This window comes from Janthinobacterium sp. GW821-FHT03C10 (genome assembly GCF_059420865.1).
This window is the reverse complement of the sequence record NZ_JBWKUN010000006.1, coordinates 511,234-523,771: the sequence shown is the minus strand read 5'-3', so window position 1 is coordinate 523,771 and position 12,538 is coordinate 511,234. Positions and strand designations below refer to the sequence as shown.

Below are 12,538 nucleotides of genomic sequence, written 5' to 3'. Positions count from 1 at the left end.
GCCGGGCGTATCCGTTCGCCGGAAACATTATTGAAGGCAACACTCGGAGCATTCCCACATCTGACGGTGACATAGCCATGAAAAACGCCCCGCTGCATCGCTGCAGCGGGGCGCTTGCCGGCAAGCGCCGGTTCTATTTTTCCAGCTGCGTACGCACGCGGGCGATCGCGGCGCGTACCTGGCGTGGCGCGGTGCCGCCCACGTGGTCGCGCGCGGCAACGGAACCTTCCAGGGTCAGCACCTCGAAGACGTCTTCACCGGTCAGCGGCGAGAAGGCGCGCAGCTGTTCCAAAGACAGGTCGGCCAGGTCGCAGCCGGCGTCGACGCAGGCGCGCACGGCCAGGGCCACCGCTTCATGGGCGTCGCGGAATGGCAAGCCTTTCTTGACCAGGTAGTCGGCCAGGTCGGTCGCCGTCGCGTAGCCTTGCAGGGCGGCCGCGCGCATCGCTTCCGGTTTTACCGTGATGCCGCCGGCCATGTCGGCGAAGATGCGCAAGGTGTCGATGACGGTATCGACCGTATCGAACAGCGGTTCCTTGTCTTCCTGGTTGTCCTTGTTGTAGGCCAGCGGCTGGCCTTTCATCAGGGTCAAGAGGCCGATCAGATGGCCGTAGACGCGGCCCGTCTTGCCACGCGCCAGTTCCGGCACGTCCGGGTTCTTCTTTTGCGGCATGATCGACGAGCCGGTGCAGAAGCGGTCGGCGATGTCGATGAAGCCGATGCGTGGGCTCATCCAGATCACCAGTTCTTCGGCCATGCGCGACACGTGCATCATCAGCACGGCGGAGGCGGCGCAAAATTCGATGGCGAAGTCGCGGTCCGAGACGGCGTCGAGCGAGTTGTGGCAGACGTCGTCGAAGCCCAGCGTCTTGGCCACGCGCAGGCGGTCGATGGGGAAGGTGGTGCCGGCCAGGGCGGCGGCGCCCAGCGGCAGGCGGTTGACGCGCTTGCGGCAGTCGGCCATGCGCTCGGCGTCGCGGCCGAACATTTCGACGTACGCCAGCATGTGGTGGCCGAAGGTGATCGGCTGGGCCACCTGCATGTGGGTAAAGCCCGGCATGATGGTGTCGGCATGCTGCTCGGCCAGGTCCGTCAGCGCGCTGCGCAACGTCGCCAGCAGGGCGGTGATGTCGTCGATGGCGGAACGCACGTACAGGCGGATGTCGGTGGCCACCTGGTCGTTGCGCGAACGGCCCGTGTGCAGGCGCTTGCCCGCATCGCCGACCAGTTCGGTCAGGCGTTTTTCGATATTCAGGTGGACATCTTCCAGGTCCAGCAGCCATTCGAACTGGCCGGCGGCGATTTCCTGCGAGATTTGCGCCATGCCGCGCTGGATTTCCGCGTAGTCGGCCGGGCTGATGATGGCTTGCGCATGCAGCATTTCCGCATGGGCCAGCGAACCTTCGATGTCGAACAGCGCCAGGCGCTTGTCAAAAAATACAGAAGCTGTGTAGCGCTTGACGAGGTCCGAGACCGGTTCGGAAAACCGGGCCGACCAGGCTTCGCCCTTTTTGGAGAATTGATCAGTCATGAAAGAAGTCCTTTAGTGTAGGGCGATTATAAACAAGGTTGGCCGGCGGTAGGGCTTTTAGGGGCTTGCAGGGCGCTGAAATGGCCGGGAATGGGGCTGGCAGGCCTCAAATGCCACGGCGACGGCCTGTTGTGCGTTTCATCCGCGCTTTTTGTATTCTGTCCCGCGAATCGTGCGTTTGGTCGCAATCCGATGGCAGTTCAGGGGGGATCGGCCTACAGTTCAATCATCGCAACACACAACCAGCCACCCAAAGGACACCATCATGAACATCGCTAAAAACATGGAAGCCATCTTCGTTGCCATCATCGCCGTCGCCGCCGCCACCAGCCTGGCCACCGCCGCCGTGCCGAAGTTCCGCGCCGCGCCCGCCGCCATCGCCGCCAGCGCCGATCACACCACCATGCACACCGTGTACGTCAGCGCCAAGCGCTTGAGCGCCGAAGAAAAAGCCGCCCTGTAAGCGCGGCAGTGCCATGCAGGCAGTACAAGAAGCACCGGCAGCAAACAGCAACACCGCATCACGGACAGGCAGAACGGGCGGCGCCCCCGGTTCTATCCAGCCCTGGTGACAGCCGCGGCAAAAAGGCCGATGATCGTGTTTTTCAACGATAGCAGGGCCAGCGCGATGTCACATTTGATGATCAGCACCGACAAGGCGGAACTCGACGTTCCAGCCATCCACCATTTTCTCAGCACGCAATCGACATGGGCCATCGGCATCCCGTTGGCTACCGTACAGCGCGCGATCGACCATTCGCTCTGCTTTGGCGGCACGCTGGACGGCCGTCAGGTGGCGTTCGCCCGCGTGGTCACCGACTACGCCACGTTTGCCTATCTGGTCGACGTGTATGTGCTGGAAGAATACCGCGGCCGTGGCTACAGCCAGCGCCTGATGGCGGCCGTGACGGCGCATCCCGGCTTGCAGGGCTTGCGCCGTTTCATGCTGGCCACCAGCACGGCGCATGATTTGTATGCGCGCTACGGCTTTACGGCGCCGCTCAGGCCGGAGACGCTGATGGAGCGGTATGTGCCCGATATCTACCAGCGTTGATTGCCTGAGCCGCCAGGCTGGCGCTCACTGCCAGTGCATCAGGCAGGGCGGAATCAAAAGCAGCAGCGCCAGCACCAGGTAGATCAGCTGCAGCGGGATCATCCACTTGGCCCACGTAATCCAGGGCACGCGCGCCAGTGCCAGCACGCCGACGGTGATGCCGGACGTGGGGATCATCGGCGTGGTGAATTCGCCGAACTGGAAGGCCAGGATGGCCGTCTGCCGCGTCACGCCGACCAGGTCGGCTAGCGGCGCCATGATGGGCATGGTCAGCGCCGCCTGGCCGCTGCCCGAGTGGATGAAGAAGTTGATCACCGACTGCATGAAGAACATCTTTTGCGCGGCGAAGACGGGGCTCGACGAGGCCACCAGGGGCGTCAATGCATGCAGTATGGTGTCGATGATCTGCGCGTCGCGCGCCAGGATCATGGTGCCGCGCGCCAGCGCGATGACCAGCGCCACGCTGACCATGTCGCGCGCGCCCTGCACGAAGGATGCGACCAGGCTGTCCATGTCGAGCCGGCCGACCAGGCCGACGATGATGGCCATCACCAGGAACAGGGCGGCGATTTCATCGATGAACCAGTCGTACCTGACGACGCCGACGACCATCGTCAGCAAGGTCGCCATGAAAATCCACAGCACGGCGCGGTGCGTGCGCGTCATGCCGGCAAAGCTGTCCAGGTCCATCGAATGCTCGCTGCGCTTTTCGATATCGAGCAGGTAGGTCGGGCTTTTTTCCGGATGGCGCTTGATGCGCGCCGCGTACCACATCAAAAACACGATGCTGACGGCAGTGGCGATGGCCCACACGATCAGGCGGTAGCCGATGCCGGAAAAGATCGGCACGCCGGCGATGCCTTGCGCGATGCCGACGTTGAACGGATTCAAAAAGGCGGCGGAAAAGCCCACCTGCGAGCCGATGAAGGGAATCGACACGCCCGTGATGGTGTCGTAGCCCAGGGCCAGGGCCAGCGGCACGAAGATCAGGATGAAGGGAATCGCTTCCTCGTTCATGCCGAAGGTGGCGCCGCCCAGCGAAAACATCGTAAAAAAGACGGGGATGATGGCAGCGCGCACGAAGCGCGAACTGGTGTGCGCCTTGGCGATGGCCTTGATCAGCGAATCGAAGGCTTCCGTTTTTTGCAGCACGGCGAAGGCGCCGCCGACGATCAGCACGAAGCCGATGATCAGGCTGGCGTCGACGAAGCCCTTGATGGGCGCCATCATCAGCGCGGCCAGTCCCTGCGGCTTGTTGGCTACGTAATGAAACGTGCCGGGGATGATCAGCTGCTTGCCGTTGACCAGCTGGGTGTCGAATTTCCCGCCCGGCACCAGCCAGGTCGCCAGGGCGATCATGGCCAGGATGCCGCACAGCAGGACGAAGGTATTGGGGAGCTTGAATGTTCTCATGGCGCTTTTTTGTGACACTTATTGGCTCAGCAGGCTGCCGCCGCGGAAGGCGACGGCACCGGCGACCTTGCCGACGTTCATGCCGCGCAGGACGTGGCGGTGGGCGCTGCGCGCAAAAAAGACACCGGCGACCGTGCAGCGCAAGGTCGTCGTCTCGCCGCTGACGGGGTCGATCAGGTCGGCCACGGCATCGCCGGCGGCCAATACGTCGCCCATTTCGCGCAGGTAGACCAGCACGCCGTGATGCGGCGCGAGGATGGGTTCCACGCCGGCCAGCGGCGTCGGCGTGCATTGCGGCGCGGGCAGGTCGTCGCCGGCGCCGGCGATGTCCAGCACGCCCTCGATGGCGAGAAAGCGCAGCAGGGCGGCGGCGTCGCGTTCGGCCAGGGCGTAGCTCACCTCCACCTCGCCGCGCAATTCGACGGTGGTCGACAGGCAGGCGGCGGGAATCGGATAGCGGCCCTGGAAGTGCGCGTCGAGATCCCACCACAAGCGGCTGCAGGCTTCGTCGAACGGCTCTTCGCCGGCTGCCAGTTCCAGCAGCACGGCGCGCGCACCCAGGAGCGCGGACAGGGGCGCGATCTGCGCCGCCAGCGGCGTGCCCGTATAAATGTGCAGGGCCGCTTCGTTATCGCAATGCAGGTCGAGCACGATGTCGGCGTCGATGGCCATGCCCAGCAGGGTTTTCTTCAGCGTCTCCGCATCCGTGCCCGGCCGCCAGGCGGCGACGGCGGCGCGCGCATGTTCGCGTATCAGCGCCACGTTGGCTGGCGCATCCTGCCCCAGCTGGCCATCGAGCGTGGTTTTCAGTTCATCGGCCACGTGGCGGTAGGCGCGGTTGAAGTTGATGCCGGTGGTCAGGTCGAAACGGCCGAACGGCGCGCCATGGATGGCTTGCGCCAGGCCGATCGGGTTGGCGGCCGGCACCAGGATGATTTCGCCGTGCACCTTGCCGGCCGCTTCCAGCGCCAGCAGTTCGCGGCGCAGAAATTGCGACACCAGCATGCCCGGCGCCTCGTCCGCGTGCAGCGCCGCCTGGATGTACACCTTCTTGCCGCTGCGGCTGGTGGCGGCCGCGCTGCCGAAGTGGAAGCTGCTCAATTGGCATGACATGCTGGCGTGCGCGGTGGAGATGGAATGCTGTTGTACTTGCATGGTGGGCGCCCCGAAAAGGTGCATGGTTGATGGATTCCGGTCGATTATGTAGCAATATTTTCACGAAGTAAATCAATGAAAATCCTTTTACAAATATTTGTTGAGTTTTCTTTTTGATATGCGTACAGTAAGTTCCAGCGACCCGTTTTCGCCTCCCTGTCCATCATTCGCCACACACAAGAACACAGGCCGCCAGCGATATGAGAGCATCCGCCAGTCCTGCCAGAAGCAGCGCCCCCACGCCACCTGCCACCACGCTGGCGCCGCCCGACGCCGCGTTCGCGCAATCGCCGCTGGGGCAGGCGCTGATGCACGTGCTGGCCGCCGGCTCGGCCTCGCAGCGGCAGATCGCCGACTACCTGCTGCGCAACCAGATGCGCGTGACGGCGCTGGGCATCGAGGAACTGGCCGACAGCTGCCAGGTGTCGACGGCCACCATCAGCCGCTTCGCGCGCGACATCGGCCAGAAGAATTATTCGGCCATGCGCGGCGCCATGGCCGAAACCCTGCAATCGCTGCTGCAGCCGGTCGACAAACTGCGCCGCACGATAGAACGGCGCGCGCGCGCCACCTCGCCGATCACGGAAAGCCTGGAGTATGCAGCCGCGAACATCGCCGCCACGTCCGATGCCCTGTCGCCGCCCGCCATGCTGGCCGTGGTGCGCCGCCTGACGCGCGCCAAGGTCGTGTACGTGATGGGTTTTGGCCTGTCGGCCAACCTGGCGGGCATGCTGGTGCAGCATCTGCAGCCGTTTTGCCCGCACGTGGTGGAAGTGGTGGGCATCGGCGGCTCGGAAGTGGCGGCCGGTCACCTGGTCAACCTGACGGCGCAGGACGTCCTGGTGGTGATCTCGTTCCCCCGCTACACGCTCGACTGCATCGGCCTGGCCAGTTTCGCGCGCGACCGCGGCGCCTGCATCGTGGCGCTCACCGACTCGCCCGCGTCACCCCTGGCCGAACTGGCCGACCATGCGCTGTATGCGCAAAGCACGCATCCCGTTTTACCCAGCAGCGCCAGCACGGCGCTGGCGATGATCGAAGCGCTGGCCGTGGCGCTGATGGTATCGAACAGGAAGAACGTAGAAAAAGCGGCCCGCTTGAGCGAAGTCATCTCCGCCTATCTGTATGGCGGCGAACATGGCGTGCAGGGGGCCCGGAAAACAGCTTCAAGGCAACGCAAGGCAGTCCCAAAATCATTATAAAAATCAGGCATAAACATCCGGGGAGAATGACAATGCAGATGAAAAGACAGGACGGCGGCGCCGTGCCGCGCGAATCGGTATTGGCGCAAGGCGTGCGGCTGGCGCTGGGCGCCTTGAGCGTGTCGGCGGCGCTGGGCATGCTGGCCGGCGGCGCGCAGGCGCAGGAGCAGGGGCCGGACGTGGAGCCGGCGCCGAAAAAAATGCAGCGCGTGGAAATCACGGGGTCGGCCATCAAGCGGCTGGAGTCGGAGACGGCGCTGCCCGTGCAGATCATCACGCGTGCCGAGATCGACAAGGCGGGCGTGACGACGGCGGCCGAGCTGATGGCGCGCGTGTCGGCCAACGTGGGCGGCCTGACGGACGGCGTCAGCATCAACGTGGGCGGCGACCAGCGCGGCTTCAACAGCGCCAACCTGCGCGGCGTGGGCACCTCGTCGACCCTGGTGCTGCTCAATGGCCGGCGCATGGCCAACTTTGCCTCGCCCGGCGACGATGCGGGCGTGGACCTGAATAACATTCCCGCCGCCGCCCTGCAGCGCGTGGAAGTGCTGCTCGACGGCGCCTCGGCCCTGTACGGCACGGACGCCATCGGCGGCGTGATCAATTTCATTACGCGCAAGGATTACCAGGGCGTGGAGCTGAACGCCTACGGCAGCCGCACCGACGAAGGCGGCGCGGGCAAGCGCACGGCCAGCATCACGGCCGGCACGGGCGACCTGGCGGCCGATGGCTACAATATCTTTGCCGTGGCCGACCTGCAAAAAACCGACCGTCTGAGCACCTCGCAGCGCAAGTTCATTCCGCACCTGCAGGTGCCGGAACGCCTCGGCCATTTGCTGTCCAGTTACACCAGTCCGGCAAATATCCGCCTCTCCAGCGACCAGCGCGACTACCTGCAGGAGCAGGGCTTCCTGCTCAATGGCCAGCCGATCACGAATCGCCTGATTAATCTGTCGATTCCAGGCTGCAGCGGACCGGCCAATGTGTACCTGCCGGCTGGCACGGGCGGCGTCGATGCGTGTACCTATAACTACATGGGCGACACCGAGCTGTATCCGAAAACGGACAAGCAGAACCTGCTCACGCGCGGCGTGCTGAAACTGAATAACGATCACCAATTGTATGCGGAGGTGGCGTTGAGCCGTTCGCGCAGCTATTACGTGGGATCGACAGCGCGGCCGGATGGCGAAATCGACGCCAGCATGGTGCCGCAGCTGAACGCTGCCGGGTTGACCGGCACGCTGGCCCTGCGCATCCGCCTGAACGAAGCGGGCATGCGCACCAGCGAATTGACCAGCGAAAGCCAGCGTTACGTGGTGGGCGCCACCGGCACCGTGGGCGGCTGGGACTACGACGTGGGCTTGAATCACAGTGTCAATGTGGTCAGGGACAAGGACACGCACGGCTACCTCCTGGCCGACCAGCTACAAAAGGGCATCACGGATGGCACCATCAATCCCTTCGGCCCCTCCAGTGCGGCGGGTAAGGCGTTGCTCGAGAGCATCCAGGTCAACGACGAAGTGCGGCACGCGCGCGGCGTCATGGAGGCGCTCGATTTCAAGGTGTCGCGTGCCTTGATGTCCATGGGCGGCGGCGACATGGCGTTGGCGGTGGGCGGCGAAATGCGGCGCGAGCGCACGGATTTCCGGCCATCTGCATTGCTAATGAGCGGTAACATCACCAATGATGACGCGCCCGAAGGCGGCGTGGCCACCAGCGACAGCCGCAATGTAAAGGCCATCTACGGCGAATTGCTGCTGCCGTTTAGCAAGCAATGGCAGGCGCAGCTGTCCGGCCGTTATGACCATTACCAGCAGGTGGGCGGCGCCCTCAGTCCGAAGGTCGGCCTGACCTACCTGCCCAGCAAGCAGGTGCTGCTGCGCGCCTCGGCCGGCAAGGGTTTCCGCGCGCCGTCGATGTCGGACCTGCATCGGCCCACCGTCTATAGCCAGACGGCGACCCTGCCCGATCCCGTGTACTGCGAAGCCGAGAACAACGACTACTCCGTCTGCGCCGACAACTGGCGTACGCGCCGCTACAGCAACGACAAGCTGAAACCGGAGCGCAGCCGCCAGTTCACGGCCGGCGTGGTGCTCGAACCCAGCCAGCACTGGACCTTCAGTGCCGACTATTGGAACATCCGGCGCACGGACCTGATCAGCGAGATCGGCGACGACATCATCCTGGCCAATCTGTCCAAGTACGGCAACCTCGTGCACCGCGACGAAGACAATGAAATCCGCTACATCGAGCTGCGCAAGGAAAACCGCGGCGCGCAAAAAGCCTCGGGCATCGATATCACGGCCGACCTGCACGGCGTGAAAACGGCGTGGGGGCGCTTTGGCGGCCACCTGAGCGGCACCTATGTGCTCGATTCGAAGATCCAGACCAGCCCCGGCGATGTCTTCATCAGCAATCTGAACAAGTTTATCACGGACGGCGTGGTGCAGCGCTGGCGCCACACGATCACCCTCGACTGGGACAATGGCCCGTATTCGGCCAGCCTGTCGAACACGTATTCGAGCGGCTACGAGGACCAGAATTCGGCCATCAACACGGACGATGGCAGCGTGGTCAAGCCGAACCGCGTGAAGGCGTACACGCTGTGGGACATGTCGGGCGCGTATGCGGTCAGCCAGCAGTTCAAGCTGCGCGCCGGCATACAGAATCTGTTCAATACCAGTCCGCCGTACTCGAACCAGGCCTATTTTTTCCTGTCCGGCTATGACCCCAGCTACGCGGACCCGCGCGGCCGGCGCTTCTATGCCAGCGCCAATTACAGCTTCAAATAAGGCAAAAAAGCAGGAGATGCCGCAATACCGCTGTCACACGCAGCGGGTAGTATCGCAGTTGGTTGCAAGCAGCAATTTTGGCAGCAAGGGCGCGTGCCCGTATCACAAGCGCGCGCCCCTTTCCTTGTATTCGAAAGGCACCATGAAATCATTCTCAAGCCGGTATCACACCTTTTGCGCCGCGCTGCTGTTCGCGCTGGCATTGTGCAGCTTCCATGCCGTGGCCGCGCCCGGCGGCAGCGCCATCGGCAGCGCGCCGCAGGGCACCCTCGTCATCATCGGCGGCGGCCTGCGCGCCGACAATGCCGAAGTGTGGCAGCGCATCGTCAAGTTGTCGGGCGGTCCAGGCGCGCGCATCGCCGTGCTGGCCTCGGCCGCGATGAACCCGGAAAAATCCGGTGAAAGCATCATCAGGAAGCTCAATCAATATGGCGCGGACGCCTTTTTTGTGCCGCTGGCCGTCAAGCTGGCCAATCGCGACTACCGCAAGGCGGCCGAAGATCCGGCCATCGTCACGCAGATCAAGTCGGCCACCGGCATCTATTTCGCCGGCGGCGACCAGGGGCGCATCACGCAAGCGTTGCTGCGTCCGGACGGCAGCCGCACGGCCGCGCTGGAAGCCATCTGGTCGGTCTACCGCAACGGCGGCGTGATCGCCGGCTCCAGCGCCGGCGCGGCCATCATGAGCACCACCATGTTCTACGATGCCAAACCCGTGCTCGACATGCTGAAAATGGGCGTCACGGATGGCCGCGAGATCGCGCCGGGCCTGGGCTTCATCGGCAGCGACGTCTTCGTCGACCAGCATCTGCTGGTGCGCGGCCGTTTCGCGCGCATGATTCCCGTGATGCTGAAAAAAGGCTATCACCTGGGACTGGGCATCGATGAAAACAGCGCCATGGTGGTCGACGCCATGCGCGACGTGGAAGTGATCGGCTACAGCGGCGCCCTGCTGATCGACCTGTCGGGCGCCATCAGCGACCGCGGCGTGAAAAATTTTAATATTAGCAACGCGGCCATCAGCTACCTGGACCGGGGTGACAAGTTCAACCTCGTCACGCGCGTGTTTACGCCCTCGCCCGACAAGGCCGACAACAAGCTCGATCCGAACCAGCCCGACATGCGCGAGCCCGTGTTTACCAACGATATCCTCGGCAACAACGCCGTGCTCGACCTGATGGGCAACCTGATCGACAACGCGCAGCAGGAAGCCATCGGCATCGCCTTCGGCAATCCGCGCGACCCGTACCCGGACCTGGGCTTCGAGTTCCGCTTCAGTAAAACGGTCAACAGCGTCGGCTACAGCTCGACCGAGGCGGAGGCGTATTCGGTGCTGAAACTGCGCCTCGACATCCGCCCGATCCAGCTGCGCCAGCCGCTGTACCGCTACAAGTAGGCGGCGCGCTACCGCCGCCAGCGCGGCCACGCGGCGATCGTCAAGGCCCGCAGCAGCCACTCGACGGGGCCGTACGCGTGGCCGCGCAGCCACCAGCGGCTCAACGGCAGCTGCAGGCTGAAGATGATGACGGCCAGCGCCAGGGCGCCCAGCGGCGAGACGCTGCCCATCAAGCGCGCGCCATACGCGAGGAACAGCCAGGCGCAGACGGTTGACTGCAGCAGGTAGTTCGACAGGGCCATGCGGCCCGTGTCGGCCAGCAGCGCAAACAGCGTGACGTCGCGCAGGCGCTCGAACAGGGCCAGCGCCAATGCCAGGTAGGCGCCGGCCAGCAGCGGCGCGCTCGCCAGGCCGACGGCCAGTCCCGCCACCTGCCATGCCTGGCTGGCGCCATACACGGAGGTCCACGCATACAAGGCGGCACCGGGCAATCCCGCCAGCGCGCCGGCCCGCAGCAGGCGGCGGCGCAGCGGCAGATAGTCGGCCGCGTGCAGCAGCATCTCGCGCTTGCCGGCGGCCAGGCCGCACAGGAACATGGCCAGCGCGCACGGCGCCTGCACCAGCAGCAGGACGATCCAGATGTCGCTCAGTTCGCGCAGGTGCTGCACGATGACTGTTGCCGGCGTGGCATGGTAGGCGGCCAGCGCCGTTGCCGCCTTTTGCGCCATCGCCACGGCGTTGTCCGCCGCGTCGCCCGCCGGCTGCAGGCTTTGCAGCCAGGCCATGCCTGCCCAGAACGCGGCGCAGACGGCGACAAGGATCAAGGCCAGGAACAGCGCCTGGCGTTCGCCGCAGCGGTGCAGCGCCAGCAGCACGATGCCCAGCACGGCGTAGGTGGTGAGTATGTCGCCATGAAACAGGATCACGGCATGCAGGGCGCCGATCAGCCACAGGCCCGCCTGCCGGCGCAGCATGCGCGGCACGAATGGCGCATCGGCGCGCGCGGCCGCCTGCATCTGCAAGGTGAAGCTGTAGCCGAACAGGAAGGAAAACAGCAGGTAGAACTTGGTCTCGAACAGCAGCGCGACGAGAAAATGCGTGGCGCGGTCGACGCCGCCGTGAAAGGCGGGATCGGTCAAGCCCAGGCCGAACCAGGGCGTGGCGAAGGCGCCGATATTGACGGCCAGGATGCCGAACAGGGCGCAGCCGCGCAGGGCGTCGACGTCGGCGATGCGCGCGGGCGGGGTTGGCATGGCGGCGCTCATGCCAGGGCCGGGCGCAGGAAGCGCGCCAGCAGCAGGTGCAGGCTGGCGCGCTGCGCCAGCGGCGCGTAATCGGGATCGACGGCGACCCGGTTGAAGATGCCGTCGATCAGCGCGGCGATCCAGCCGGCCGTTTGCGCGGCGTCCAGCGCGGCGTCGATCTGGCCCTGTGCGGCCGCCTCTGCCAGCAAGGTTTGCAGGCCGCCGCGCAGGCTGGCGTCGTTGCGCGCCACCCTGGCCGCGATGTCCGTGTCGCGCATCGCCTCGGCGGCAATGTCCAGCGCCAGCCCCGCAAAGTCCCCGTCGGCCGCCAGCGTCAGCACCAGGTCCATGAAATCAAGCAGGGCGCCGTACGCATCGGCGCTGCTTTGCACGCCGGCGAAATAGGTGGCCGTCTCGCTGCCTTCCTGGTCGACGATGGCGGCGATGATGGCTTGCTTGGTGGGGAAATAGTGAAACAGGTTGCCGGGACTCATGCCCGCTTGCGCGCAGATGGCGGCGGTGCTGGTCTGGTGAAAGCCCTTGCGCGCGAAGCAGTGGCGCGCGGCGGCGAGGATGGCGTCGCGGCGCGCCGCGTGTTTGCCCGGATCGATGGTGCGCATGGTGGTTGGCTCTCCTTTTATTTAATCGATTAGTCAGTCTAATATAAAGCGATTGCGTGGCGCGGTCAAGCTGGGTGCTTTGCAGTGCCGATTCCTGTCGCTACAATGTGCCGCACCGGATTTTTCCATGCCCGCCGCTGGCGCCGCTGTTTGTTCGGAAAACCGCTTCTTTTACCCGTTTTTCTACCGTG

The 12,538-nt window shown here is 64.6% G+C and carries 10 protein-coding genes; 5 read left to right on the top strand and 5 right to left on the bottom strand.

Annotated elements, in window-relative coordinates:
• Positions 1–133 precede the first annotated feature (133 nt).
• Positions 134–1,531, bottom strand: a complete 1,398-nt coding sequence (argH, locus tag AC07VH_RS22065; protein ID WP_475416045.1) for an argininosuccinate lyase — start codon at positions 1,529–1,531, stop codon at positions 134–136.
• A gap of 265 nt (positions 1,532–1,796) precedes the next feature.
• Here argH and AC07VH_RS22060 point away from each other — a divergent pair, with 265 nt between their 5' ends.
• Positions 1,797–1,994: a hypothetical protein gene (locus AC07VH_RS22060; RefSeq protein WP_494789225.1), complete on the top strand. Its 198-nt coding sequence runs from the start codon at positions 1,797–1,799 to the stop codon at positions 1,992–1,994.
• A gap of 165 nt (positions 1,995–2,159) precedes the next feature.
• Positions 2,160–2,585, top strand: coding sequence for a GNAT family N-acetyltransferase (locus AC07VH_RS22055; protein ID WP_494789224.1), 426 nt, complete (start codon positions 2,160–2,162; stop codon positions 2,583–2,585).
• A gap of 24 nt (positions 2,586–2,609) precedes the next feature.
• On the opposite strand, the gene AC07VH_RS22050 is transcribed toward AC07VH_RS22055, so the two are convergent.
• Together AC07VH_RS22050 and AC07VH_RS22045 are read right to left on the bottom strand one after the other, a co-directional pair.
• Complete coding sequence (locus AC07VH_RS22050; RefSeq protein WP_475416048.1) at positions 2,610–3,998, bottom strand: YfcC family protein; 1,389 nt, start codon at positions 3,996–3,998, stop codon at positions 2,610–2,612.
• Positions 3,999–4,016: 18 nt separating this feature from the next.
• Positions 4,017–5,153: a succinylglutamate desuccinylase/aspartoacylase family protein gene (locus tag AC07VH_RS22045; protein ID WP_494789223.1), complete on the bottom strand. Its 1,137-nt coding sequence runs from the start codon at positions 5,151–5,153 to the stop codon at positions 4,017–4,019.
• Between the two features lie 200 nt (positions 5,154–5,353).
• Between AC07VH_RS22045 and AC07VH_RS22040 the strand changes: the two genes are divergently transcribed.
• The 3 genes from AC07VH_RS22040 (at position 5,354) to AC07VH_RS22030 (ending at position 10,543) form a co-directional block, all read left to right on the top strand.
• Complete coding sequence (locus AC07VH_RS22040) at positions 5,354–6,355, top strand: MurR/RpiR family transcriptional regulator (protein ID WP_494789222.1); 1,002 nt, start codon at positions 5,354–5,356, stop codon at positions 6,353–6,355.
• A 32-nt stretch (positions 6,356–6,387) separates the two neighbouring features.
• On the top strand, positions 6,388–9,147 hold the full coding sequence (locus AC07VH_RS22035) for a TonB-dependent receptor (RefSeq protein WP_494789221.1): 2,760 nt from the start codon (positions 6,388–6,390) through the stop codon (positions 9,145–9,147).
• Between the two features lie 142 nt (positions 9,148–9,289).
• Complete coding sequence (locus AC07VH_RS22030) at positions 9,290–10,543, top strand: cyanophycinase (RefSeq protein ID WP_475416052.1); 1,254 nt, start codon at positions 9,290–9,292, stop codon at positions 10,541–10,543.
• Positions 10,544–10,551: 8 nt separating this feature from the next.
• Here AC07VH_RS22030 and AC07VH_RS22025 read toward each other — a convergent pair whose 3' ends face one another.
• Complete coding sequence (locus tag AC07VH_RS22025) at positions 10,552–11,736, bottom strand: DUF418 domain-containing protein (protein WP_494789220.1); 1,185 nt, start codon at positions 11,734–11,736, stop codon at positions 10,552–10,554.
• A gap of 8 nt (positions 11,737–11,744) precedes the next feature.
• On the bottom strand, positions 11,745–12,347 hold the full coding sequence (locus AC07VH_RS22020) for a TetR/AcrR family transcriptional regulator (RefSeq protein WP_494789219.1): 603 nt from the start codon (positions 12,345–12,347) through the stop codon (positions 11,745–11,747).
• Positions 12,348–12,538 lie beyond the last annotated feature (191 nt).

What these genes read in the sequence shown, in the direction of transcription:
- argH (WP_475416045.1), bottom strand. Translation starts at nt 1,531, where the DNA reads ATGACTGATCAATTCTCCAAAAAGGGCGAAGCCTGGTCGGCCCGGTTT.
- AC07VH_RS22060 (WP_494789225.1), top strand. Translation starts at nt 1,797, where the DNA reads ATGAACATCGCTAAAAACATGGAAGCCATCTTCGTTGCCATCATCGCC.
- AC07VH_RS22055 (WP_494789224.1), top strand. Translation starts at nt 2,160, where the DNA reads ATGTCACATTTGATGATCAGCACCGACAAGGCGGAACTCGACGTTCCA.
- AC07VH_RS22050 (WP_475416048.1), bottom strand. Translation starts at nt 3,998, where the DNA reads ATGAGAACATTCAAGCTCCCCAATACCTTCGTCCTGCTGTGCGGCATC.
- AC07VH_RS22045 (WP_494789223.1), bottom strand. Translation starts at nt 5,153, where the DNA reads ATGCAAGTACAACAGCATTCCATCTCCACCGCGCACGCCAGCATGTCA.
- AC07VH_RS22040 (WP_494789222.1), top strand. Translation starts at nt 5,354, where the DNA reads ATGAGAGCATCCGCCAGTCCTGCCAGAAGCAGCGCCCCCACGCCACCT.
- AC07VH_RS22035 (WP_494789221.1), top strand. Translation starts at nt 6,388, where the DNA reads ATGCAGATGAAAAGACAGGACGGCGGCGCCGTGCCGCGCGAATCGGTA.
- AC07VH_RS22030 (WP_475416052.1), top strand. Translation starts at nt 9,290, where the DNA reads ATGAAATCATTCTCAAGCCGGTATCACACCTTTTGCGCCGCGCTGCTG.
- AC07VH_RS22025 (WP_494789220.1), bottom strand. Translation starts at nt 11,736, where the DNA reads ATGCCAACCCCGCCCGCGCGCATCGCCGACGTCGACGCCCTGCGCGGC.
- AC07VH_RS22020 (WP_494789219.1), bottom strand. Translation starts at nt 12,347, where the DNA reads ATGCGCACCATCGATCCGGGCAAACACGCGGCGCGCCGCGACGCCATC.